Origin of the sequence: Streptomyces sp. NPDC052036 (genome assembly GCF_040680495.1) — a bacterium.
In the GTDB taxonomy this organism is placed as follows: domain Bacteria; phylum Actinomycetota; class Actinomycetes; order Streptomycetales; family Streptomycetaceae; genus Streptomyces.
Genome location: NZ_JBFAWW010000001.1, coordinates 573,930 through 596,685, shown reverse-complemented (window position 1 = coordinate 596,685; position 22,756 = coordinate 573,930). Strand labels below are relative to the sequence as shown.

Here is a 22,756-nt window from a genome sequence, read left to right as displayed (position 1 = left end):
CACCTCCACGGGTGAATGGCATGGCATGGCACGCGGCTCGTGGACACCGCCTGCCGTCGGCCGGGCTCAGGGGATGGCGAGCGAGACCTCCGTCGACTTGATCAGCGCGACGACCGAGGAGCCGGACAGCAGTCGGACGCTCAGGTTCGTGGGCGCGCCTCGCGGAAGGTGGGGAAGCGGGGAACGCGACAACATGCGACGAAAGGTCGGATTCCGTTGCGACGGACCCACCGTAGCCGCAGTCCCGGGCTGCGCTCGACGGCGCTCGCGCGGCGCGTCAGGCCGGATGGGCGCGTGGCGCGCCGGATACGCGTACGGCGCGTCAGGCCGGATACGCGTGCGTCTGCGCCGCCTTCACCGTCGCCCAGACCGTGGCACCCGGTTGGAGACCGAGTTCGGCCGCGGCGACGGTGGTCAGATCCGCGGCGAGCCGGAGTTCACCGATGAGGTCGGCACGGATCTGGTCACCATGGGTCTCCAGCCCCGCGACCTCGCAGCGCCACAGGTTCCTCGCGCTGGAGCCGCCGGGCCGTTCCCGGTACAGGGTCACCGAGCCCGGCGGGAACGCCACGAAGACGGGCCCGGCGAGGTCCTCCGTGGTGGTGATCGCGGGGCCGGAGTCGAGCCGTACGGTGTGACCGTCGGCCTGCCCCCGGTAGAGGTTCAGGCCGACCAGCTGTGCGATGTAGTCGGTGCGGGGACGGCGGGCGATGTCGCCGGGGGCGCCCTCCTGGACGACGCTGCCGTGCTCGATCACGACCAGCCGGTCGGCGAGCACCATCGCGTCCAGCGGGTCATGGGTGACCAGCACCGCGACCGCCTCGAACTCGTCGAGATGACGCCGGAGCTGGGCGCGTACGTCGAGCCGGGTACGGGCGTCGAGCGCGGCGAGCGGCTCGTCGAGGAGCAGCAGCCGGGGACGGATGGCCAGGGCGCGGGCCAGGGCGACGCGCTGCGCCTGGCCGCCGGAGAGCCGCCGGGGTTTGGCGCCGGCGTGCTCGGCGAGGTCCATGCGCTCCAGCCATGCGGCGGCCTGCCGCCGCGCCTCCGTCCTGGACGCGCCCCGGCAGCGCGGCCCGAAGGCCACGTTGTCCAGCGCCGACAGATGGGGGAAGAGCAGATAGTCCTGGAAGACCACTCCGACCGGGCGGGACTCCGGCGGCGTACGGTCCAGGGACCTGCCGTCCAGGCGCAGATGACCGCCGGTGAGCGAGACGAGACCGGCGAGGGCGCGCAGCGCGGTGGTCTTGCCCGCGCCGTTCGGGCCGAGTACGGCGATGACGTCGCCCGGCGCGGCGGACAGCGCGACGTCCAGCCGGAAGGAGCCGCGGTCGACCACGAGCCGGGCGTCGAGGCCCTCCGCCCGGACACCGGCCTCCCGAGCGGCCGTGGTGTCGTCGATGTCGGTCATCCCAGGCCCGCCCCTGCTGCCGTACGCCGGTCGGTCATGACGCCGTCGTCCAACGGTCCCGCAGCCCCGCCAGGACCGCGATCGACACCGCCAGCAGCACCAGGCTCAGCGCCATCGCCGCCGCCGGGTCGTTCTGCAACGCAAGGTAGACGGCCAGCGGCATCGTCTGGGTACGGCCGGGGAAGTTGCCGGCGAAGGTGATCGTCGCCCCGAACTCGCCGAGCGCCCGGGCCCACGCGAGCACCGAACCGGCCGCGACGCCGGGCGCGACCAGCGGCAGCGTGACCCGGCGGAAGGCGGTGAAACGGGAGGCGCCGAGCGTCGCGGCGGCCTCCTCGTACCGTGCGTCGGCCGCCCGCAGTGTGCCCTCGACACTGATGACCAGGAACGGCATCGCCACGAACGCCTCGGCCACCACCACGCCCGCCGTGGTGAACGGCAGGGTGATCCCGAACCATGTGTCCAGCCACCGTCCCACCACCCCGTTGCGCCCGAGCGCCAGCAGCAGTGCGACGCCGCCCACCACCGGGGGCAGCACGAGCGGGAGGGTCACCAGGGCCCGTACCAGCCGCCGCCCTGGGAAGTCCGTACGCGCCAGCAGCCACGCCAGTGGAACGCCCAGCACCAGACTCAGCGCGGTGGCGGCGGTCGCGCTCACCAGGGACAGCTGGAGCGCCTGCCACACCTCCGTACTGGTCAGCTGGGCGGGCAGGGTGCGCCACGGGGCCCGTATCAGCAGGGCCACCAGCGGCAGCAGCAGAAACGCCAGGCCGGCCAGCGCGGGCAGCAGCAGCGGCAGCGGCACCCCCGGCCCCCAGGCACGCCCGCGCCGCGGCCCACCCGTCAGGGGGCGGGCCGCGGCGTCGGAGGTGTCGCTGGGGGTCACGGCTGGAGGAACCCGGCCTCAGTCAGCACGTTGCGCCCCTCGGCGGACTGCACGAGGGCGATGAACGCCTTGGCCGCCTCGGCGTTGGGCGCGTTCTTGAGCAGGGCGATCGGGTAGTCGTTGACCGCCTTGGCGGACTCGGGGAACTCCACGCCCTCCACCTTGTCACCCGCCGCCTTCACATCGGTCTTGTAGACGACCGCGGCGTCGGCCTCCTTCAGCTCCACCTTCGTCAACGCGCTCTTGACGTCCTGCTCGTACGACACCGGCGTGAGCTTCAGCTTGCTGGCGTCCAGCGCCTTCTGCGCGGCGGCACCGCACGGCACGGTCTTGTCGCACAGCACGACCTTCAGGCCGGACTTGGTGAGGTCCTTCAGGGAGGCGACCTTGTCCGGGTTGCCGGGCAGGGTGGCGATCTCCAGCTGGTTGCGCACGAAGGTGACGGGGGTGCCGGCCGCGTCCTTCTTGTCCGTCACGATGGCCATGGTCTTGGGGCTGGCCGCGGCGAAGACGTCGGCGGGGGCACCGCCGGTGATGCTCGCGGCGAGGGTGTCGCTGCCGCCGAAGTTGAAGGTGACGTGGGTGCCGGGGTGCTCCTTCTCGAACTGCTTCCCCAGGGTCGTGAAGCTCTCCTTGAGGGAGGCGGCGGCGAAGACGGTGACCGTGCCGGAGAGCTTCGCCGACGAGGACGCCGACGAGTCCGAGGAGTCCGATTTCTTGGTGGAGTCGGAGTCGGACGAGGAGGAGCAGGCGCTCAGGGCCAGCAGTGCGGCGACCGTCGCGCCGGTCACGTGCAGCATCCGGCGGTTCAGGCGCACGGAACGGGTCATCACGGGTGCACTCCCTCTGTTCGTCGCGGGAGAGATCCCCCGGACCCCTCCGATACGCCGATCATACTGACGCAGATGCCATCCGTAAGTCTGCTGTGGCATCGCATGAGCTGGGTGATCGCGGTCCGGAACCCCGCATGTGCGTTTCTACGGCACCTCTTCCCCGCCGCGCGGTCACGCACAGCCGAATCGGCAGCGGCCCCGACGGGGAGTCATGCGCGGTCGGATGGGCGGCACCCCGTGCGGGTCATGCGCGGTCGATGTGCACGTTCGTCGACTTCACGCGCGCGGTGGCCTCCATCCCGACCTCCAGGCCGAGTTCCTCCACCGCCTCCCGGGTCAGCAGCGAGACCAGCCGGTGCGGCCCCGCCTGGATCTCCACCTGGGCGGCCACGTCACCGAGCTTCACGGCGGTGACGATCCCGGGGAATGCGTTGCGGACGGAGGTGTACGAGGGGGCGTCCTCCTCGCCGGTGCCGCCGCGCGCCAGCTCCACCGAGAACGCGGCCAGATCCGTGCCGTCGATGACCCGGCGTCCGCCCTCGTCGCGACGGGTCGCCACCCTGCCCGCGTCCGCCCATCGGCGTGCGGTGTCCGGGCTCACCCCCAGCAGACGGGCGGCCTGCCCGATTGTGTAGGACTGCATGGGCGCCACGATAGGCGCCCGGGTCGCTCGGGCCGCAACACGCCCCGGACGGCCCCGGGCGCGCCGGATCTGCGGGAATCGGCGTGGCCGCCGTCGTCCGCATGGCAGGATCCCACCCCATGGGTGTGTCCTGGGCGGTGCGGAGCGTGCGCGCGGCGGTGTTCGCCGTCATATGCGTCCTGCTCGCTGCCGGGGGACACACCCTCGCCACCGGCATGGAGCCGGCACTGTGGGTGGAGGCGGTCGGGTTCCTGCCCGTGTTCGCGGGCGGTGTGCTGCTCGCCGGACGTGAGCGTTCGCTCCCCGGCATCGGCCTCGCGATGCTCCTCGTACAGGGCGGGCTGCACCTCGCCTTCGACGCGGCCGGGCCGCCGGACACCACGATGCACATGCCGGGCATGCCGCACGGCATGCACATGGCCGCCCCGTCGCACGCCATGACTTCGCACGCCGTCGCCGCGCATCTGGTTGCCGCACTTCTGGCCGCCTGGTGTCTGCGACGCGGCGAGGCCGCCCTGTGGTCCCTGCTGCGCAAGGCCGTGGCCTTCGTCCCGCGCCTCGTCGCCTGGTGGCGCACGGCGCCCCTGCTCGCCTACGCCAGACTCCCGCGCCCGTACGCCGACCGGTGCCGCCCCCTCCGCCAAGCGCTGCTCCGCCACGCCCTGTCCCGGCGCGGACCGCCCCCGGCTGCCCCGTACACGATCTGAACCCCCCAAAAAAACCGAGCACGAGTACGGAGCACCACCACCCATGTCCTCTCTGCGTACCACCCTGCGCCGCGCCGGCACCGTCGCCGCCCTCACCGCCGGCGGTGTCCTCGCCGCGGCGGGCGCGGCCTTCGCGCATGTCACCGTCCACCCCGAGAGCTACGCCAAGGGCGCCACCGACGGCGTTCTGACCTTCCGTGTCCCCAATGAGGAGGACACCGCCGCGACCACCAAGGTGCAGGTCTTCCTGCCCACCGACCACCCGGTTCTGGGCGTGCTGGTCACCCCCGAGGACGGCTGGACCGCACAGGTGACCACCACCAAGCTCAAGACGCCGGTCAAGACGGACGACGGCAACATCACCGACGCGGTCTCCGAGATCACCTGGACCGGCGGGCGCATCCGGCACGGCCAGTACCAGGACTTCCACGTCGCCTTCGGCCAGCTCCCCGACGACACCGACCAGCTCACCTTCAAGACGCTGCAGACCTACTCCGACGGGAACGTCGTCCGCTGGATCGAGGAGACCCCGAAGGGCGGGGACGAGCCGGAGAACCCCGCGCCGGTCCTCTCGCTGACGGCCAAGGGCACGGCCGAGGGCAGCACGTCCACGCCGGCGGCCTCGTCCGGCGCCGCCGCCACCACTACCACCGGGAAGTCGGGCGCGGCCTCCACGCAGGCCGCCTCCAGCAGCGACTCCACCGCCCGTGGGCTCGGTGTCGCCGGCCTGGTCGTCGGTGTCCTGGGCCTGGCCGCAGCGGCCTTCGCGCTCGTCCGCGGTACATCAAGCCCCGCACCCCGCGCCTGAAAGGCAAGGTCGAACGCTCCCACCGCATCGACGCCGAGGAGTTCTACCGACTCCTCGACGGGGTCGTCATCGACGACGCCGAGGTCTTCAACGACAAGCTGCGCGAGGGGGACTGCTACAACTACCATCGCCCCCACGGCGGCCTCGGCGGCCGGACACCCTACGAACGTTTGAAGCAGAAGACCGCGACCCAGGCGTAGGCGGAGATCGTCAGGGCAGGCCGTGGTCGAGCTTCACTCCGGGAACACCGCCAGATGAGCGGCACCGTGCCCCCGGCGTGCCCGTTGGAAAGGCGCGCCAGGGGGAGCCACGGGACACCCGACAGCGCTCCGCAAACGCGCTGGTCAGCCTCCCCCCCCCCCCACGTCAGGCCGGACCGCATACGCGATCTTCCGAACTAGTGCTCTCGGAGCCACGCGGCGCCGTTCGGCTAGGCGTCGAGCGTCGTGAAGAGGCTGTTGAGGCCCTCCGCCAGCAACGGGTGCGTGAAGATGGCGTTCGCCATTGCGGTGTAGGGGAGCTTGCCCAGCATGGCGACCTGAATGATCGTCATGATCTCGCCGCCTTCTGTGCCGAGCACGGCGGCGCCGAGGATCTGCTGGGTGTGCGCGTCGATGACGGCCTTCATGAAGCCGCGTGTCTCCCCGGTCTCGAGGGCCCGGATGACGGCGCTCATCGGCAGCTTCGCGACGCGGACCGCCCGGTTTTGCTCCCTGGCCTGCCGCTCGGTCATTCCGACGCGGCCGAGCTGCGGGTCGATGAACACGGTGTACGGGACGATCCTGTCCCGCGTGCTGGCCTTTTCGCCGCAGAGCAAGTTGGCGTGCAGGATCCTGTAATCGTCGTAGGAAAGGTGGGTGAAGGCCGGGCCGCCCTTGACGTCCCCCATGGCGTAGATGCCGGGGACGGTGGTTTCCAGGTACTCGTCGACCTCGATGAAGCCGTTGTCGCGCAGCCGAATGCCGGCGGCCGCCGGCGCGAGCGCTTCCGTGTTGGGGGCGCGGCCGGTGGCCGACAGCAGGTGGGAGGCCTCGATCTGCTGCTCGCCGTGCGGCGTGCGAACAGTCAGCTGCACGCGCCCGCCGCCTGCTTCCTCGACCCGGTCCGGCGTCGTCGAAGTCAGGACCGTGATTCCGTCATCGCGCAAGATGGCGGCGACCTCGTCGGAGACGTCATCGTCCTCGATCATCATCAGGCGCGGGCGGGTCTGGACGATCGTGACCTCGCTGCCGAACCTGCGGAACATCTGCCCGAACTCCAGCCCGATGTAGCCGCCGCCGAGGATGATTAGGTGCTCAGGGAGCTCGCCCAGCTCCATGATCGACGTTGAGTCCAGGACAGGGACGTTCTGTGCGCCGCTGATCGCCAGCGGCTTGGGCCTGGCGCCCGTGTCGATGACGATCACCGGTGCGCTGATCTCCTGCGTCCCGCCGTTCCTCAGGGCGATCTCGATCGTCTTGGGCCCCGTGAAACGGGCCCCGCCTTCGATCAGGTCGAGCCCGTCCTGCGCCAGGCGGCTCGCGTAGTTCTCCCGCGCGCCCGCGACCATTGCCCGCTTGCGCTCCCGCACGGCGGTGAGGTCGACCGACACCGGTCCGGTCCGCACGCCGTACTCGGCGCCGCGCCGTGCCTGGTGGGCGAGGCGTGCGCTGGCGACCATCGTCTTGGTCGGGGTGCACCCGGTGTTCACGCAGACGCCGCCGAGGTGGTCGCGCTCGACGAGCGCCACCTTCCTGCCTGCCTTCGCCAGATCGACGGGGAGGAACCGACCGCCCTGGCTGGTCCCGATCACGATCACGTCATAGCCCTCGTCTGCCACAGCGAGATCGTAACCCCATGCAATTCCGTGTGCACTGAGCGTGCACACGTGGGTGTGGGTGTGTTGCTGATCGGTGGGTGGTCGAGCTGTAGTCAGTGGCCGAGAATTGGTTCGAGAACCAGTGTCCCCGCAGGGGAACGGTGATGGTAGTCAGAATGCCGATGCCCTGGGCGTGAAAGGACTCTCTGAATTTTCCCAACTCCGCAAAGGGGGCGAGTCCGGAGCATAGGGAAAGGATGGAAACAATGACTGTCGAGGGTCAAGGGTAGTCCGCGTGACATGTACCGATGAGGCAACTGATCCGCGACCCGAACATTCAGTTCCCAGGCGAGTCGAACTGTTGCGCACGCAACCAGCTTGTGGAATTTACTCAAGCGCACATTGGGGTGACCACTGCTGTGCGCGCAGTAGATGCAGTTTCTGAGTGCACTGTAGCAACTTTTTTTAATCTTCCCCGAAGACCATGGCAAGTGCACGGTCAACTTCTTCCTGCGTGTCCGCCTCGAAGTACGCTCTCCAGCCGTCCCAGTTCGGGACCTTGCCATCCATGCCCCACTCAGATCAGGGATCACGTATACATGCACCCATGGCCCTCGGGCGGGCAGCAGACCTTCTCCGCTGACGGAACGGACTGCGGCCGTCACCTTCTCTAGAACCAATTTAGTCTCTTTCGGTGTCGGCAGAAGCTTCTGGGGGGCGACTACGTCGATCTGCCACTGCGCAGACGGATCACCAAGGTTATGCGGATTGTACCAGTTATCGGGATCGAATTCGTAGTACTGAACCCACGATGTCTGCTGATGGCGTGCCGTGTTTCGGAGTTTCTCGACCTCCGCCACGGCGGCGATCAATTTATCACCGAGTTCACGTTTTTGTTCTGCGTTCAGTTTATCTTTCATCACGTGAACACGCACAAAAACCATGCCGGCCTCCCATTTCCCTGCGCCCCTCATTCCACTCTACGATCGTTACCGGCCTCGGCAACTCGCGGGATGGCGGCAGGGCTTGGCTGTTGTCTTCGGCGTACGTCAATTCCCACAGAGGGCGTTCGGGTGCTTCAGTTCTTTGGGGGCAATGGTGCGTTGATCCACACGACCCGAGGCCCTCGCTTCAAGGCCATCCGGACTCCGCTAACGGGCCGACAGGGCGAGCCGCGGGGTCGCCCGACACACCTACGACACCCTCTGTGCCGCTGACGTCCTGCAATGGAATCCGTCGCAGGTCAGAGAGCTATCCGGAGTGATCGACGCATTCACTCCGGAGCCGTGCGCCTATACGCGCCCCGTCGAGGGTCGGCTGCAATCGGCCGACTGGCGCGTACTGCGGCTCGGGAGGCGGCGCTCCAGCCTGGGCAGAGCTCATCTACACAGCGGAGACGCTCGGCGCTCCGCTCGCCATGGCGGCCGGCCGCCCGTGGTTCCGCCTCGTCGTAACCCTCCAGACCCCCAAGACCCCGTCCGTCCCCGATCGGCGCGTTCCGCAGGATGGTTTTGCCCTCTGCCTCAAGGGCAGGCAGCCAGTGAGACTCCGCGGAGGTGCTGAGATGAGTGTCGGGGAGAAGGCCAAGGCAAAGGCCGAACAAGTCGCCGGAAAGATCGTGCGCAAGACGGCCCATGCGGTGCACAAAGAAACCCTCGCAGCAAAGGGCGCCGCCCTCGAAGCGCGGGGCAGGATGCGGGGCGCGAAGGAGGAGACCAAGGACTCCTTCAAGCACTGACGAGGTCACGAGATTGGGTGCCCCTTCATTGAGCACGTGGCACCGGCCCATGTGCAAGGCAGTAGCCGTCTGGCGGGCACAGGGTTCTCTCCTCACCCCACCCTTACAAGGCCGGTGTCACCCCAACACACGAGCGCGCTCTCCCGGGCCGTCCGCGGGCCGTGGAAGGGCGCTCGATGGTGACCAACGTCGACAACCGCCGACAGCTCAGCAGCAGGTCAGAGCGTTGATCGATGGGGCGGCCGCAGGTCACGGCCGCCCTCCTCGTCAGTGTGGCGGAAGGCACCCTCATCGAGTGCTCGGAAGTACGCCACGGTCTCTGCTTTGATGCGCGAACGGCTGCCATGAGGAAGGCGATGGCCGGGAAGAATGCTGCGTCCTGCGGGCGACGCGGAGGAACGCCGACTGCGTGGAACGCAAGGAGCACGCCCATGACGGTGAAGCCTGTTGCGGAAGAGCGCGCCAGCAGCATACGCAGCCGACGGCGCAGCACAATCTCCCCGCGCCTGTTCGGGCTGTACGTGCGAGTCCTCTGCATCAGCGGAGTCGCCGGCCCGTACCAGTCCCCGAGCGCGGTCTCCCACAGCGGCTCCGACACACGAGGACCGTCCGCACGGCCCAGGGACGGCCCAGCGATCCGCCACTAGATGGCCGGGCCTTACCCAGCGAGTCACCCAACGTGCTGATCACCCGGCCCAGCCGCTCGTTCGCCTCCCAGGGCAAGGCCGGGATAGGCGCACCCGCAGCGAGGTGCTCACCTACCAGCCACAGCACCTCGTGCAGGTCCTCGGCGCTGGCACGGTCAAGACGCAAAACGCACCTGAACAGGTCAGAGCCGTGGGTTTGTGCTGTCTCGCTGGTCAGCCGTCCGGCGGCGTCTCGCCTCCTCGGTCGGCCTCGTGCAGTCCCGCTTGGCCCAGCACGCCCGGCTGTCGTTCGCCCGCGTCGCCGAGTACCAGAACACGCGCCGCCGTCCACGTCCACGCTGTCATCCGCCTCGACGGCCCGAACGAACCCAACGACGAACCCCGGCCTGGGGCGCCGCGGCGTCACCGAGGGACACTGGCGCTACGTCAGCTCCGGCCACACTCCCGGCGCAGCACTCATCGCCGCTGGAGTCGCCGAAGACATCGTCACGAACCGTGAGGTGTCCCGATGACGAGACGCCACAGCGAGCAGTGGACTCGGGCGGTTGAACGCCAGGCGGCCAAGTTCCCGACACGGATAGGGCCGAAGAGCGCTGCGTGCCTCGCGCGGCTCCTCGGCCCTGCGCCCAAAGATTTCCAGAAGTGCTGGGGCGCTCCTCCTGTTTTGGGAAGCGGGGGACCTTCCCAAGCCGAATCAAACGACCGTGGACCACGACCACTGGCTTCGGCCACGCCCACCCGTTGAGCGGTCCGGGACGGCGTTCGCCCGTGTCCCAGCGGTCCTGGCTCCGCGTCGACGTCGGACCGGTACCGCATACGCCACTCGGCGGGCGGGTATCCCCATGCTGTCATGGCCTCGATCAGGCGTCGGGGCTCCGGCCGGCCGGGAAAACGAGACCTGCCTAATCCGCAGGTCAACGCAGGTACTCGACTCTTGTGGTTTTCACATACCCCTGGTGAGGGCGTGGAGGGGTCGGCTCAGCTGAAGTGCCCACGGAAGGAGCCCAATTGGCTGCCCAGGCAGGCTCGGACGGCCGAGGTGCCTGGTCCACCTGCGGCTGGTCGGAAGGGGCTGCGTCCGTGGATTGAACAGGCGCGGGAATGTCGGGAATGATGCGCCATCTACGGGCAACAAACTGGGGGCCGTAGAACAGGGCACAGGGGGCGTGGGATGGCAGTGTTCAAGGCCCTGGAGCCGGAGGACCCACGGCGGGTGGGGCGCTACCGGATCGTGGCACGGCTCGGTGCCGGGGGGATGGGCCGGGTGTATTTGGCGCGCTCGCCCGGCGGGCGTGCGGTCGCAGTGAAAACGGTGCGCCCCGAGCTGGCCGGGGACGGTGACTTCCGGCGCCGTTTCGCCCGTGAGGTGGCCGCGGCCCGGCGGGTCAACGGGGCCTTCACCGCTGGCGTGGTGGACGCCGATGCGGACGGCTCGCCGCCCTGGCTGGCCACCGTCTACGTCCCCGGCATCCCGCTGGGGGAGGCGATCGCCAGGCATGGTCCTTGGCCGGCCCGGCCAGTCCTCGCTTTGGGCGCGGCGCTGGCCGAGGCCCTGGAGGCGATCCATGCGGCGGGCATCATCCACCGCGATCTCAAACCCTCCAACGTACTGCTGGCCGCCGACGGCCCCCGTGTGATCGACTTCGGGATCTCGGCGGCCAACGAGGCCAGTGTGCTGACCCAGACCGGCATGACGATTGGCACACCCGGCTTCATGTCCCCCGAACAGATCACCGGGCAGCCGGTCGGGCCGGCCAGCGACGTCTTCTCCCTCGGCGCGCTGCTGGCCTACACCGCCACCCGGGTCGGCCCGTTCGGCACCGGCACGCCGCACGCCCTGCACTACCGTGCCGTCCACGAACCGCCCCACCTGGATGCCCTCCCGCCCGAGCTGCGCGAGGTGGTGGCCGCCTGTCTGGCCAAACACCCCATGCGGCGCCCCACAGTGGCCCACCTGCTCGACCGGCTCACCACCACAGACGGCGCGGACGAGGGCGGCCGAACCGCCACCGCCACGCTACGGCTCACCGAGCCCAGCTGGATGCCCTCCCCGGTCGCCCGGCTCGTCCGGGACCACGCCTCCACCCTCACCCCTCACACCCTGCCTCCGACACCGCCGAGTACGGGCCCCGCACCGCCCGAGACTCCCCACCAACCCCTCCCCGGCGCCCCGGATGCCTCCGCGCCACCAGGGACACCCCTGCCGTCATCCACCAATCTGCCCCACTCCTCACCACCCGCCGCCCCGGCAGCACCCGGGGCGTACCACATTCCCGTCGGGCCCCGACAACCCCCTCCGCTCTCGCCCGCCCCCGGCACCACCACTCCCGACCCGGCAGAACGACCCGCGGCAGGCCCCGCGCCCCAGCCACTCGGCCACACCCCTAGCCCCAGAAGCCCCGCCCCGCCTGCGACGGCGGCCACTGCGCCGACAGGCCTGCCGCGGATGCCGCTTGCGCCTGCGAAGCCCCCGGACACCACTGCTGGGGTCCCGGCGCCCGCCGCTCGACGCCTCCGCATCCATTGGCCCCTCAAGAAAGGGATCCTGCTTGGCGTCGGCCTCACAGTCCTCGTCGGCGGCCTCATGGGCTGCTACCAGTGGACGCAGACCCAGTACTACGTCGGCGCCAAGGGCGAGCACGTCGCGCTGTACCAGGGCATCAGCCAGGACCTGGCCTGGGTGTCGCTGTCGAAGGTGCAGAAGGACCACCCCGAGATCGAACTCAAATACCTGCCGCAGTACCAGCAGAAGCAGGTCAAGGCCACCATCGCGGAGGGCAGTCTGAACGATGCCGAGTCGAAGGTCCAGGAACTGGCCGTCCAGGCCTCCGCGTGCAGGAAGGAGGCCCAGCGCCAGGCCGCTGAGAGCGAGGCCAACGCCAAGACGGGCGAGGGCAAGGCGGGGGGCGCCGCACCCACTCCCACACCCGGCCCCACCCTCTCGGAGGATGAGCAGAAGGTCATCTCGCTGTGCGGTAAGCAGTAACGATCTTGTAGTACCTCTCAGTCAGTACTCCAGCTGCAGACCGTGATCTTGCCGTTCAGTGTGGCTGGGCAGGCGAGACGGCAGGTTGGCGCGTGGGATCAGTGTCGTGCCGCGGGCCATGCCATCAGGGCCAGTTCGACGGTTTCGGTCAGCTCGGCCGCCGCGGCCCCGTCGCGGGCGCGCTGCGACATGCCCTGGATGACCGTGGCGAAGTACGCCGCCAGCGCACGGGGGTCGGCTGCATCGGATAGCTCGCCGGCCTGCTGCGCCATGCGTAGGCGGGCCTCGAAGACGTCCAGGTTCTCGTTGCGTAGGTTGCGCAAGAATGCCTCCACCTCGGCGTCTTGCGGGGTGACGTTGGTGGCTGCACTGATCGTCAGGCATCCGGCCGGGTGGGCGGGGTCGGGATAGATGACCGCTGCCTCACGCAGGATGCGGGTGAACGCGGCGTGGGCGGTGGGTTCCTCCTCAAGGGCAACGCCCATGAAGGCGCCCACGGGTGTGCGCGACGGAGGGCGAATCATCACCATCTCCAGCGGCGCGGCTCGCCTCGCCATGCCAGAGATCATCGCCAACGGCGCCACCAAGGGCGCGCTCGACACCTTCACCCTCAACCTCGCCAAGGAGTTGGGGCCCCGAGGCATTACCGCGAACTCGGTGGCGCCCGGCGTCATCGACACGGACGTCAACGCAAGCTGGCTACGCGGCAATCCGCAGGCCGAAGCCCACGCGGCGTCCCTGGCCGCGCTGGGCCGGGTCGGGCAGCCGGAAGACGTGGCTGACATCGTGGCCTTCCTCGCTTCCGACGACGCACGCTGGGTGACCGGCCGGGTGATCGACGCGACGGGCGGTTCTGGGCTGTGAGCCTCTCTCCTTGGGTGGGAGCACCCCGCGGTGACTTCCCGCCCGAGGGGGCCCGCCGACGGGATGTGTTTGAGGACGTGATGGGCCGGGGGGCGGGCCGGTTCGCCCGGGTCGAATCCCGCCGTCGGGCGGCTCGATCGGTACTCGGGCTACTGTCGGACCTACCGCGCAAGAACTGCTGGACGATCGCCGAGTGGGCAGGGGAGACGCTCCCGGACGGCATGCAGCACCTGCTCGGCCGGGCCAAGTGGGACGCTGACGCCGTCCGCGACGACCTTCGCAGCCACGTGGTGGAGCACTTGCACGACGACCAGGCGGTACTGGTGGTCGACGCCCACGTGACGTGACGGGCGTTCGGTCCGAGTCCGTCAGCCCTTCGAGGTCCTTGAAGAGTCAGAGGTCTTCGAAGTCTTCGATGTCCTGGATCCCTGAGGTCCCTTCGCCCCCTTCGACGGCCCCTGCTCGCGCTCCAGGTGGATGTCCTGGCTCGACAGGGTCATCGGTGACGCGGAGAACGCGCGCAGCCGGATGCGGGTGCCCTTCTTGGGGATCACGAAGCTGCCGCCCGGGGCCTGGATCCGGTACGTGGCCGTCGTATGAGCGGCGACGGACGAGGGGCCGTCCAGCACCTTCCAGTAGCGGCTCATGCCCTGCCCGGTGGTCACCATGAAATGGGGCTCCAGGGCCGTGTCACCGCTGTTGCGCACCTTGATCCCGAGCGTCTTGACCGTCAGGGGCGTCCGGGAGGCGGCGGCGGTCCGCATGCGCAGCGGTGGCTGGCCGGTCGCCGCCAGGGCCACGGCCACCAGTGACGGAGCCACCACGGCACCGGCCAGCACCATCCGGGCCACCCGCCGCCCGGGCAGCAGACGCGGCTGCCAGGCGTTGGTGAAGGCCGTGGGCGGCACGGTGACGGCAGCCGCCAGCCAGAGCGGCGTCATCAGCAGGTAGTAGCCGTCCTGCGAGCGGGTCGCGAGGAAGAACGCGCACCACGGCAGCACGGTCGCGGCCGGCCCCAGCCGGCGCACGAACAGGACGAACAGTGCCAGCAGGCCCGCCGCCAGCAGCATGCTGGCATGCGAGTACCAGCTCAGACGGTCGCTGCCGTCGGTGTAGTACAGGGAGATGCCGACCAGGCCCTGGCCGTGGATCACCGCACCCTGGGTGATCGGCAACGCGATGCCCGACAGCCAGGTGCGCGGCTCGCTCACGATGAAGTACGCGTTGACCAGCAGCCAGGTTCCGGCGGCGATGCCGGCGATGCGTCCCACCGCCGCGGCGGCCGCGCGCGCCCCCAGCTCACCACGGCGCAGCGCATAGACCCCGGCGAGCAGGAACGGCGCGAGGAACCAGGGCAGTTGCTGGGTGGCACAGGCCGCGCCCAGACACGCGGCCCGCGCCCAGTCGACCGGGCCGCCCCCGCCCATCCGCGTCCAGCGCACCACGACCGGGATCAGGAGGGCGAGCGCGACGACCGCGGGATAGCCGAGTCGGGCGTACGTCGGGACCATGCCGAAGCCGAGGCACACCATGGTGGCCGCGGAGCGCCATGGCGTCGGCAGCATCTTCCACATGACGATCGCCCCGAGGACCATCGCGGTCGTGGTGACCAGGGTCTCCGGTATGGCGCCGTGGCCGAGCCAGAGCAGGGGCGCGGTGAGCAGGGCGGTGAGCGGCGGGTAGCCGTACGTGTAGTCGTAACCGCCCGTGACCGTCGCGGTGTAGGCGATACCGTGACCGAACAGCCAGGGCCACGGCTGCCCGTACACCGGGTGGCCGTGGAGCAGTTCACGGGCGGCCTGCGTGGTGAGGATCGACTCGTCACTGAAGCCGTGCTTCACGGCCAGGGCGCAGTAGGCGAGGGTGACCGCCGTCACCAGGACGACGAGGTCGAGCCGCGCCAGCGACCGGCTGCTCCGCACCACCAGCGTCAGTACGCCGGTGACCAGGATCGACGCGTAGCAGAGGGAGATCATCGCGGCGATCGCCGGCTGATGGCTGGCGGCGGAGGTCCACACCTCGCGGGTGCCGATGAACAGGCTGATGTCCGCGAGCAGCGTCAGGATCCGATGCCACTGCGCGGGAGTTCTTTCGGGTTCGTCCGGCGCCACGAGGGGGCGCAGACGTATCCATCGTCCGCTTGTCGGGGGCGTCACTTCTGCCAACTGCACGCCACGGAACGTAAGGGGGCAGGATGAACGTCGACCGCCTGGAGGTGAAGAGTCCGGTGTGAGGGCGGTAAGAAGTGCCTGTACAGGGGTGTACCGACTGGACGTGGACGCATCCCCGGCCGGTTCTGCCGTTCTAGTAGACGTCCCGCACGTAGCGCTTCTCGGCGGTCAGCTGCTTCACGTATGCGACTGCCTCCGGTTCGCTCAGGCCGCCGTGTACGGCCGCGATGTCCCGTAGCGCCTGGTCGACGTCCTTGGCCATGCGGGAGGCGTCTCCGCAGACGTAGAGACGGGCGCCGTCGCGCAGCCAGTGCCACAGCTCCAGGCCGTGCTCGCGCATGCGGTCCTGGACGTAGACCTTGGCGCGCTGGTCGCGGGAGAACGCCGTGTCGAGCCGGGTGAGGACGCCTTCCTTGTGGAGCGAGGTCAGCTCGTCCTCGTAGTAGAAGTCCGTGGCACGGTGCTGTTCGCCGAAGAACAGCCAGTTCGGTGCCCTGTGCCCCATTTCGCGGCGTTCGTTCAGGAAGCCGATGAAAGGTGCGATTCCGGTTCCGGGGCCCACCATCACCATCGGTGTCGAGCCGTCGGCCGGTGGCCGGAAGTGCGGGGCGCGCTGCACGAAGACCGGGACCGCCGTGTCCGGCTCGGTGTCCGCGAGGAAGCCGCCGCAGACTCCGGCCCTGCGTCGTCCGTGCAGGCCCTCGTAGCGCACGACGGACACCGTCAGCGACACCCTGCGCGGATCGACGAGCGGGCTCGACGAGATCGAGTACAGCCGGGGCCGTAGCCGCTTGAGTACCCTGGCCCACTCATCGGCCGACGCCTTCACCGCGTGCTCCGCGACCACGTCGACGGCCTGCCGCCCCCAGGACCAGCGTGCGAGCCCGTCCTTGTTGTCGGGTCGCAGCAACTGCCGCAGCTCGCGGTCGTCACGGGTGCGGTCGGCCACGAAACGCAGCAGGTCCGGGGTGATCCGGGTGATGTCGAGATGCCGGTGCAGAAGGTCGGAGAAGCGGATCTCGTCGCCGTCCGGGGCCTCGACCGCCGTGAAGCCGTCGATCCCCGTAGCCTCCAGCCACTCCTCCACGACAGCAGGGGAGTTGACCGGGTGTACCCCGAGCGCGTCCCCGGTCTCGTACGCGAGGTCCGTCCCGCTCGTGTCGAAGGTGAACCGCCGCACCTCCTTGCCCGCGCCGGGCCGGCTGAGCGGCTGGTTGTCGACGAGGCGGGCGGTGGCCGGGACGGGCTTCCCGGCGCGGGGGGCCGGCTCGCTCACGCCGGGTGCCGCCGGGAGCGGCGTCCCCGGTGCGGGCGGGGTCGGCGCTCCCGCGACGGGCGCCCGCGGGGCCGGTGCGGATGTCGAACCGCCGAGGGCGCCGAGGACCTCGTCCAGCCAGGCCCCCGCCGACGGCTCGTAGTCGGGTTCGCAGTCCGTGCGCTGCGCGAGGCGTATGCCGCCCAGCTCATGCAGACGCACGTCCAGTCGGCGCCCGTGCCCGCAGAAGTCGTCGTACGAGGAGTCCCCGAAGGCGAGCACGGCGTACCGTACGCCGTCGAGCCGGGGGGCCTCCTGGCCGGACAGATCGCTCCAGAACCCGGAGCCGTTGTCCGGCGGCCCCCCGTCGCCGAACGTGCTCGTGATGAGCAACAGATCCGCGCCGTCGGGCAGTTGGCGCACATCGGTCACGTCCATGCCGGCCAAGGTGGCCCGGTGTCCGGTCTCCGTGAGCCGCCGCACGGTGGCCGCCGCGAACTCCTCCGCGTTCCCCGTCTGCGACGCCCACAGCACGACGACCTCGCGGCCTGCCCGCTCCGGGGGCGCGCTCCCGGTCCCGGACCTGGAGTACAGGCCGGCCAGGAGACCGTTGACCCACAGCGCGTGCTCGGGGCTGAAGGGCGCGTCCGGCGGCAGTACGGGCACGCCCGGCGCGCCGGACGCGAGGCCCGTGAGGAACCCGGTCAGGTACTGGCGTTCCAGGCTGTTCAGGACCGGGGGAGGGGAGGGGACGAATCCGAAGGGAACGCCCGTCGGGGCGGTGCGGAACGGGGCCGCGCCCGGCGCGGGGGAGAGCGGAGCCGTGCCCGGTGCGAAGGCATGGGCGGGAACCTGGCCATGGGAGGTGGTCGGGTCCGCCGAGGACGCCCCGGCCGGTGGGGCCGCCGCCGACTGCGGGCCGCCTGTCGTAGCGGCCGGTTCCGCCACCTTCGTCAGCGCCACCGCGCACACCTTGAACTCCGGCTGGAACGACACCGGGTCCACCGCGTCGCTGGTCACCGCGTTGACGCTCAGATACTCGCCGAACAGGTCGTTCCAGTGGAACGGCGCGAAACAGCACCCCGGCCGTACCCGGTCCGTCACCACCGCCGGCAGGACGGCCCGCCCGCGCCGCGAGGCGACCTCGACCGGGTCGCCGTCCGCGATCCCGAGCGCTGCGGCGTCCTCGGGGTGCACCTCCACGAACGGCCCGGGGTTGAGCTTGTTGAGCCGGGCGACCTTCCCCGTCTTCGTCAGCGTGTGCCACTGGTGCTGCACCCGCCCGGTGTTGAGCTGGAACGGGAAGTCGTCGTCCGGGAGTTCGGCGGGCGGCAGATGCGGGCGGGCGTGGAACACCGCCCGCCCGCTCGGCGTGGGAAAGGACAGCCCGCCCTCGACGTACCGGACGGGATTGCGCGCCGGGCCGTCCTCCCGCGCGGCCGGCCACTGCACGGGCCCGGAGCGCAGCCGCCCGTACGTCACCCCGCGCAGATCCCAGCCGGTCTTCGGGTTCCACGCCCGCCTGATCTCCTCGAAGACCTCCTCCGCGCTGTCGTACGAGAACCCGTCCACGTACCCCATCTCGCGCGCGACGGCCGCGATCAGCCGCCAGTCGGCCGTCGCCTCACCCGGCGGATCCAGCGCGGGCCGGGCGAGCGTCAGCCCGCGCTCGCTGTTGACCATGACACCCTCCGCCTCGGCCCACAGCGCGCCGGGCAGGACCACGTCGGCGTACGCGTTGGTCTCGGTCTCGGCGAACGCGTCCTGCACGACGACGAACTCCGCGGCTTCCAGCCCCTCGATGACGGTCTTGCGGTTGGCCACCGACGCCACGGGGTTGGTGCACATGATCCAGCAGGCCTTGATCTCTCCCTCCGTCATCTTCTGGAACATCTCGACGGTCCCGCGCCCGGTCCCGTCCGCGCGGAGCGTGCCGGCGGGCAGCCCCCACAAGTCCTCGACGAACTCCCGCTCCTCGGGCACGAGCACGGACCGCTGCCCCGGGAGCCCGGGCCCCATGTAGCCCATCTCGCGCCCGCCCATGGCATTGGGCTGCCCGGTGAGCGAGAACGGACCGCTGCCCGGGCGGCAGATCGCACCGGTCGCCAGATGCAGATTGACGAGCGCGTTGGTGTTCCAGGTCCCGTGCGTGGACTGGTTGAGGCCCATGGTCCAGCAGCTGGTCCACTCCTTCGCCCCGCCGATGAGCCGCGCCGCCTCCCTGACGTCCCGCTCGGCGAGACCGGTGATCTCCGCGACGGTCGCGGGCGGATAGTCGGCGAGGAAGCCGGGCATCGCCTCCCAGCCCTCGGTGTGCCGGGCGATGAAGGCGTCGTCCGTGTGGCCGGACTCGTGCAGAAGATGCAGCAGCCCGTTGAGCAGGGCGAGATCGGTACCGGGCCGGATCTGCAGGAAGAGATCGGCCTTCGCCGCGGTCGCGGTGCGCCGGGGATCGACCACGATCAGTCTGGCGCCCGCCTTGACCCGGTCCATCATCCGCAGGAAGAGGATCGGGTGGCAGTCGGCCATGTTGGAGCCGATGACCAGGAAGACGTCCGCCTTGTCCAGGTCGTCGTACGAGCCTGGGGGCCCGTCGGCGCCCAGCGACAGCTTGTAGCCCGCCCCCGCGCTCGCCATGCACAGCCGCGAGTTGGACTCGATCCGGTTCGTCCCTATGAAGCCCTTGACGAGTTTGTTCGCCAGATACTGCGCCTCCAGGCTGAGCTGCCCCGAGACATAGAACGCGACCGCGTCCGGACCGTGCCGGTCCACGGTCTCCCGCAGCCGGCGTGCGGTCGCCCGGACCGCCGCGTCGACGGACGCGGGCACCGGCTCCGCACCGCGGTCCGCACGGACGAGTGCCGTGGTCAGCCGCCCGGGGGCGGCCAGCAGGTCCGTGGTGGTCGCGCCCTTCGTGCACAGCCGGCCGCGGTTGGCGGGGTGTTCTTTGTCGCCGGACGCCTTGACGACGCGGCGGCGGCCGTCGGCGCCGGTCACGACGTCGAGCACGATCCCGCAGCCGACGCCGCAGTACGAGCAGACGGTCCGTATCTGCCGCGTTCCGGGACTGGTGGTCATGACGACGACCGTAGGAACCGGTGGTTACGCGGATGTTATGCGCCTCGATCTTGAGGGGTTACGGGCACTGCACAGGGGGCGCCCGGACGCTGTGAGGGGGCGCGCGGACGGTACCCGGGGAGTGCGGTGCGGCGGAAGCGGCCACTTCGGTCGGAGTGACCTGTGGGGCCGGAGTGGACGGTGCGGTCGAAGCGGTCACGTCGACGCAAGCGGTGGTCGGAGCGGCGCAAACGGCCGCTTCGGCCTCGGCGGCGGGAGCGGCGGAAGGGCCCGAGTGGCCGCCGTGGCGTCGTGGTCCGGGGCGCGGCCCGGGTCGCGGTCCGTGTCGCTGTTGGGCCGAACGGGTGACCATGCGTAAGAATTGGCCAGTGCAGACGATGAGTGCGAGCCAGCGGGGAGGGCCGGTGAACAGCCACGATGTCACCGACGAACAGTGGGAAGGGCTCGCTCAGGTTGTTCCGTTGCGTGGCCGGGACGCCTGGCCGTCCTCGGTCGGCCACCGGTCCATACCCGAGGCGCCGACCGAGGCGCGCCGCCGTTTCGTGGTCCTGCGGGTCAATGTGTTCGCGGACGCCCGCGAGGTCGCCGAGACACTGATGGCGGGCGTGCCCGTGCTGCTCGACCTCACGGGCGCCGAGACCGAGGTGGCCAAACGGGTGCTGGACTTCAGCACGGGTGTCGTCTTCGGCCTGGCCAGCGGGATGCACCGGGTCGACCGCAACGTCTTCTTGCTGACCCCGCCCGGGACCGAGGTGCGGGGGCTGATCGAGGGGGCGGGGGTTCCCGGCGTCTGATCCCGGGGTCCTGGCCGGTGACCGGCGGGACGCGGACGGGGCGCCGATGGGGGCCGACAGGTTGTTGATGTGACGTCGGTCGGTCGGTCGGACGGACGGTCGATCGTCGTCGTCCTGCGGCTGTTTCGATCGCCCGATCGTAGGAAGGCTGCGAGGGCGGAACGGTTCGCCCGGACCGCGGGCCCCTACCGTCCCGGATATGACCGTCTTACCTGCGCTGTTTGAGCCGGACGGGTCCGGCTCCGTCGATCCCGGGTTGGACCGGCCCGATGCCGCCGATCCGGGTTCGGACCGGCCCGGGACCATCGATCCGGGTTCGGACCGGTCCGGGGCCGCCGATCCGGGTTCGGACCGGTCCGGGGCCGCGAACTCGGGTCCGCACCGGTCCCGCGTCACCGAGCTGCGGTTGTCCGCGTTCGCCGGGCACCGACGGGCCGCTTTCCCGCTGGGACCGTTGACGCTCTTCACCGGTCCCAGCGGCTCGGGCAAGTCCCGGGTGTTGCAGGCCTACGAGGCGTTGGCGCGGCTCGGCGGCGGAGCGGAGCTGGGGGAGGCGTTCCCGGACCCGGCGGGCTGCGTGCCCGAGCGGGCCCGGCCCGACGCCCAGCGGCGGCGCGGCTTCCGTATCGGCTGCACGGCTGACGGCCCCGAGGGACCCGTGCGGCTCGACCTCGCCGTGCAGGCCGAGCCCGAACTGCGCATCGTCGGCGAACGGCTGACCTCCGGCCACCTGGTGCTGCTGGAGTCGGCCCTGCGCGATCCGGGCCGGGCGGCGGTGCAGGCGGCCTGGCACACGGCCGGCTCCGCACCGGTCACCCGGGGCCCGCTCCCGGACGACCGCCTCGGCACCGCCCTGCTGCCGCTGCGCGTGGCGGGCAGGACCGAGGGCCAGCGCCGGGTGCTCGCCGCGGCCGAGCAGATGGTGGTCGCCCTGCGCTCGGTCTTCGCCTGTGACCCGCGCCCCGGCCGGATGCGGGCCCCCGTTCCGTCGGGTGCGGGCCGGCTGCTGCCGGGGTGCGACAACCTCGCCGATGTCCTGTGGCGTACCCGCGCGGAGTGTGCCCGACGGCACGCGCTGCTGGCCTCGGCGGTCGCCGCCGGGTGCGCGGGACGGGTCGTCGACCTGCTGGCCGAGCCGCTCGGCGACGGCAGGGTCCGCGCCCTGCTCGACCGGGGAGACGGGCTGCGGACACCGCTGGAACTGCTCGGCGACGGCGAACTGCGCTATGTGGCCCTGGCTCTGGTGCTCCTCACCGGTCCGGGCGTGCTCGACGTGGACCCGGTGGGCGAGGTCCCGGCGGCGATGCAGACCCTCACCGTGCTGGCGGACGGCCTCGACCGATGCATGGACCCCGCGCAGACACGGGAACTGCTGCGGCTGGCGGCGCGTATGACCGAACGCGGGCATGTCCGCCTGGTGGGCGCGGTGAGCGAGGCGCGCTGGGCGACGGAGGCGGACGGGGTGACGGTGGTAGACCTGAGCCCGTGACATCAGAGTCCGAGCCCGTGACACCGGAACCCGATCCCATGAGACGGGAACCCGAGCACCCCGCACCGCGCCCCGAGCACCCCACACCGCGGCGCGGGCGCCCGGCACCCGAACCCGGGCGGGGCGAGGGGCTGGATGTGGCGGGGTTGCAGCGCCGCCTCGCCGACTTCGCCGCGGCCCGCGACTGGCAGCCGTACCACACGCCCAAGAACCTGGCGACCGCGCTGAGTGTCGAGGCCTCCGAACTGGTCGAGATCTTCCAGTGGTTGACGCCGGAGGAGTCGGCACGGGTGATGGACGACCCGACGACGGCCCATCGGGTGACGGACGAGGTGGCGGACGTGTTCGCGTATCTGCTCCAACTGTGCGAGGTGCTCGGCATCGACGCCCTGGCAGCGCTCGACGCGAAGATCGACCGCAATGAGGAGAGGTTCCCGGCCCCGGGAACCGACTGAGACGAAACCGCCGCCGCCCCCGGCCCGGGTGGGCGACGCCCGAGCCTCCGCCTCCCGGGAGACGGACCTCGCCTCGTCACTCTCCGGAGTCGGTGAGTTGTCCCCATCCTGCAGGTTGTCCACAGATTTCGGTCCAGCTCTGGCTTTTCGTCCCGCGAGCCTTCACTCTGGGTAGTGGATAACGGAGTTCGGG

At 70.5% G+C, this 22,756-nt stretch carries 16 protein-coding genes and 4 pseudogenes; 11 read left to right on the top strand and 9 right to left on the bottom strand.

Annotated features, from left to right (window positions below):
• Positions 1 to 66: 66 nt before the first annotated feature.
• The 5 genes from AB0L95_RS02815 to AB0L95_RS02795 form a co-directional block, all read right to left on the bottom strand.
• Positions 67 to 195, bottom strand: a complete 129-nt coding sequence (locus AB0L95_RS02815) for a hypothetical protein (protein WP_365155794.1) — start codon at positions 193 to 195, stop codon at positions 67 to 69.
• Between the two features lie 127 nt (positions 196 to 322).
• Positions 323 to 1,411 carry an ABC transporter ATP-binding protein gene (locus AB0L95_RS02810; RefSeq protein WP_365155791.1) on the bottom strand — a complete coding sequence of 363 codons (1,089 nt, stop codon included), beginning with the start codon at positions 1,409 to 1,411 and terminating at the stop codon, positions 323 to 325.
• Between the two features lie 34 nt (positions 1,412 to 1,445).
• Positions 1,446 to 2,297 (bottom strand): molybdate ABC transporter permease subunit, encoded by an 852-nt coding sequence (modB, locus tag AB0L95_RS02805; protein ID WP_365155788.1) that lies wholly within the window; start codon positions 2,295 to 2,297, stop codon positions 1,446 to 1,448.
• Positions 2,294 to 3,127, bottom strand: a complete 834-nt coding sequence (gene modA / locus AB0L95_RS02800) for a molybdate ABC transporter substrate-binding protein (protein WP_365155785.1) — start codon at positions 3,125 to 3,127, stop codon at positions 2,294 to 2,296. The genes modB and modA overlap by 4 nt, the downstream gene beginning before the upstream one ends.
• 247 nt (positions 3,128 to 3,374) lie before the next feature.
• Positions 3,375 to 3,773, bottom strand: coding sequence for a helix-turn-helix transcriptional regulator (locus AB0L95_RS02795; protein ID WP_365155782.1), 399 nt, complete (start codon positions 3,771 to 3,773; stop codon positions 3,375 to 3,377).
• 101 nt (positions 3,774 to 3,874) lie between these two features.
• Between AB0L95_RS02795 and AB0L95_RS02790 the strand changes: the two genes are divergently transcribed.
• The 3 genes and pseudogenes from AB0L95_RS02790 to AB0L95_RS02780 form a co-directional block, all read left to right on the top strand.
• Entirely contained in the window at positions 3,875 to 4,480 is a 606-nt protein-coding gene (locus AB0L95_RS02790) for a hypothetical protein (RefSeq protein WP_365155779.1), read from the top strand.
• A gap of 43 nt (positions 4,481 to 4,523) precedes the next feature.
• A complete protein-coding gene (locus AB0L95_RS02785; protein ID WP_365155776.1) occupies positions 4,524 to 5,288 on the top strand; it encodes a YcnI family protein in 765 nt (254 codons plus the stop codon).
• Positions 5,243 to 5,488, top strand: a pseudogene (locus AB0L95_RS02780) (integrase core domain-containing protein); the annotation flags it as partial. The gene AB0L95_RS02785 and the pseudogene AB0L95_RS02780, both read left to right, overlap by 46 nt.
• 230 nt (positions 5,489 to 5,718) lie before the next feature.
• On the opposite strand, the gene AB0L95_RS02775 reads toward AB0L95_RS02780, so the two are convergent.
• On the bottom strand, positions 5,719 to 7,107 hold the full coding sequence (locus AB0L95_RS02775; RefSeq protein ID WP_365155774.1) for a mercuric reductase: 1,389 nt from the start codon (positions 7,105 to 7,107) through the stop codon (positions 5,719 to 5,721).
• 1,543 nt (positions 7,108 to 8,650) lie between these two features.
• Here AB0L95_RS02775 and AB0L95_RS02770 point away from each other — a divergent pair.
• The 3 genes and pseudogenes from AB0L95_RS02770 to AB0L95_RS02760 all read left to right on the top strand — a co-directional run bounded on the left by AB0L95_RS02770 (position 8,651) and on the right by AB0L95_RS02760 (position 12,457).
• Positions 8,651 to 8,824, top strand: a complete 174-nt coding sequence (locus tag AB0L95_RS02770) for a hypothetical protein (RefSeq protein WP_365155771.1) — start codon at positions 8,651 to 8,653, stop codon at positions 8,822 to 8,824.
• 866 nt (positions 8,825 to 9,690) lie between these two features.
• Positions 9,691 to 9,832 (top strand): annotated as a pseudogene (locus AB0L95_RS02765) (replication initiator); the annotation flags it as partial.
• A gap of 810 nt (positions 9,833 to 10,642) precedes the next feature.
• Entirely contained in the window at positions 10,643 to 12,457 is a 1,815-nt protein-coding gene (locus tag AB0L95_RS02760) for a protein kinase (protein ID WP_365155769.1), read from the top strand.
• A gap of 98 nt (positions 12,458 to 12,555) precedes the next feature.
• On the opposite strand, the gene AB0L95_RS02755 is transcribed toward AB0L95_RS02760, so the two are convergent.
• Positions 12,556 to 12,942 (bottom strand): hypothetical protein, encoded by a 387-nt coding sequence (locus AB0L95_RS02755; protein ID WP_365155766.1) that lies wholly within the window; start codon positions 12,940 to 12,942, stop codon positions 12,556 to 12,558.
• A 13-nt stretch (positions 12,943 to 12,955) separates the two neighbouring features.
• On the opposite strand from AB0L95_RS02755, the pseudogene AB0L95_RS02750 reads away from it, so the two are divergent.
• Together AB0L95_RS02750 and AB0L95_RS02745 are read left to right on the top strand one after the other, a co-directional pair.
• Positions 12,956 to 13,321: pseudogene (locus tag AB0L95_RS02750) on the top strand (SDR family oxidoreductase); the annotation flags it as partial.
• A gap of 80 nt (positions 13,322 to 13,401) precedes the next feature.
• Positions 13,402 to 13,653, top strand: a pseudogene (locus tag AB0L95_RS02745) (transposase); the annotation flags it as partial.
• A gap of 36 nt (positions 13,654 to 13,689) precedes the next feature.
• On the opposite strand, the gene AB0L95_RS02740 reads toward AB0L95_RS02745, so the two are convergent.
• Together AB0L95_RS02740 and AB0L95_RS02735 are read right to left on the bottom strand one after the other, a co-directional pair.
• Positions 13,690 to 15,432, bottom strand: a complete 1,743-nt coding sequence (locus AB0L95_RS02740) for a hypothetical protein (protein WP_365156492.1) — start codon at positions 15,430 to 15,432, stop codon at positions 13,690 to 13,692.
• A 193-nt stretch (positions 15,433 to 15,625) separates the two neighbouring features.
• Positions 15,626 to 19,825, bottom strand: a complete 4,200-nt coding sequence (locus tag AB0L95_RS02735; RefSeq protein WP_365155764.1) for a bifunctional nitrate reductase/sulfite reductase flavoprotein subunit alpha — start codon at positions 19,823 to 19,825, stop codon at positions 15,626 to 15,628.
• Positions 19,826 to 20,229: 404 nt separating this feature from the next.
• On the opposite strand from AB0L95_RS02735, the gene AB0L95_RS02730 reads away from it, so the two are divergent.
• From AB0L95_RS02730 to AB0L95_RS02720, 3 genes are all read left to right on the top strand, one after another.
• Positions 20,230 to 20,619, top strand: coding sequence for a cell division protein SepF (locus tag AB0L95_RS02730; RefSeq protein WP_311692071.1), 390 nt, complete (start codon positions 20,230 to 20,232; stop codon positions 20,617 to 20,619).
• Positions 20,620 to 20,818: 199 nt separating this feature from the next.
• Entirely contained in the window at positions 20,819 to 22,108 is a 1,290-nt protein-coding gene (locus AB0L95_RS02725) for an ATP-binding protein (protein WP_365155761.1), read from the top strand.
• 38 nt (positions 22,109 to 22,146) lie between these two features.
• Complete coding sequence (locus tag AB0L95_RS02720) at positions 22,147 to 22,563, top strand: nucleotide pyrophosphohydrolase (protein WP_365155758.1); 417 nt, start codon at positions 22,147 to 22,149, stop codon at positions 22,561 to 22,563.
• The last annotated feature ends 193 nt before the right edge of the window (positions 22,564 to 22,756 follow it).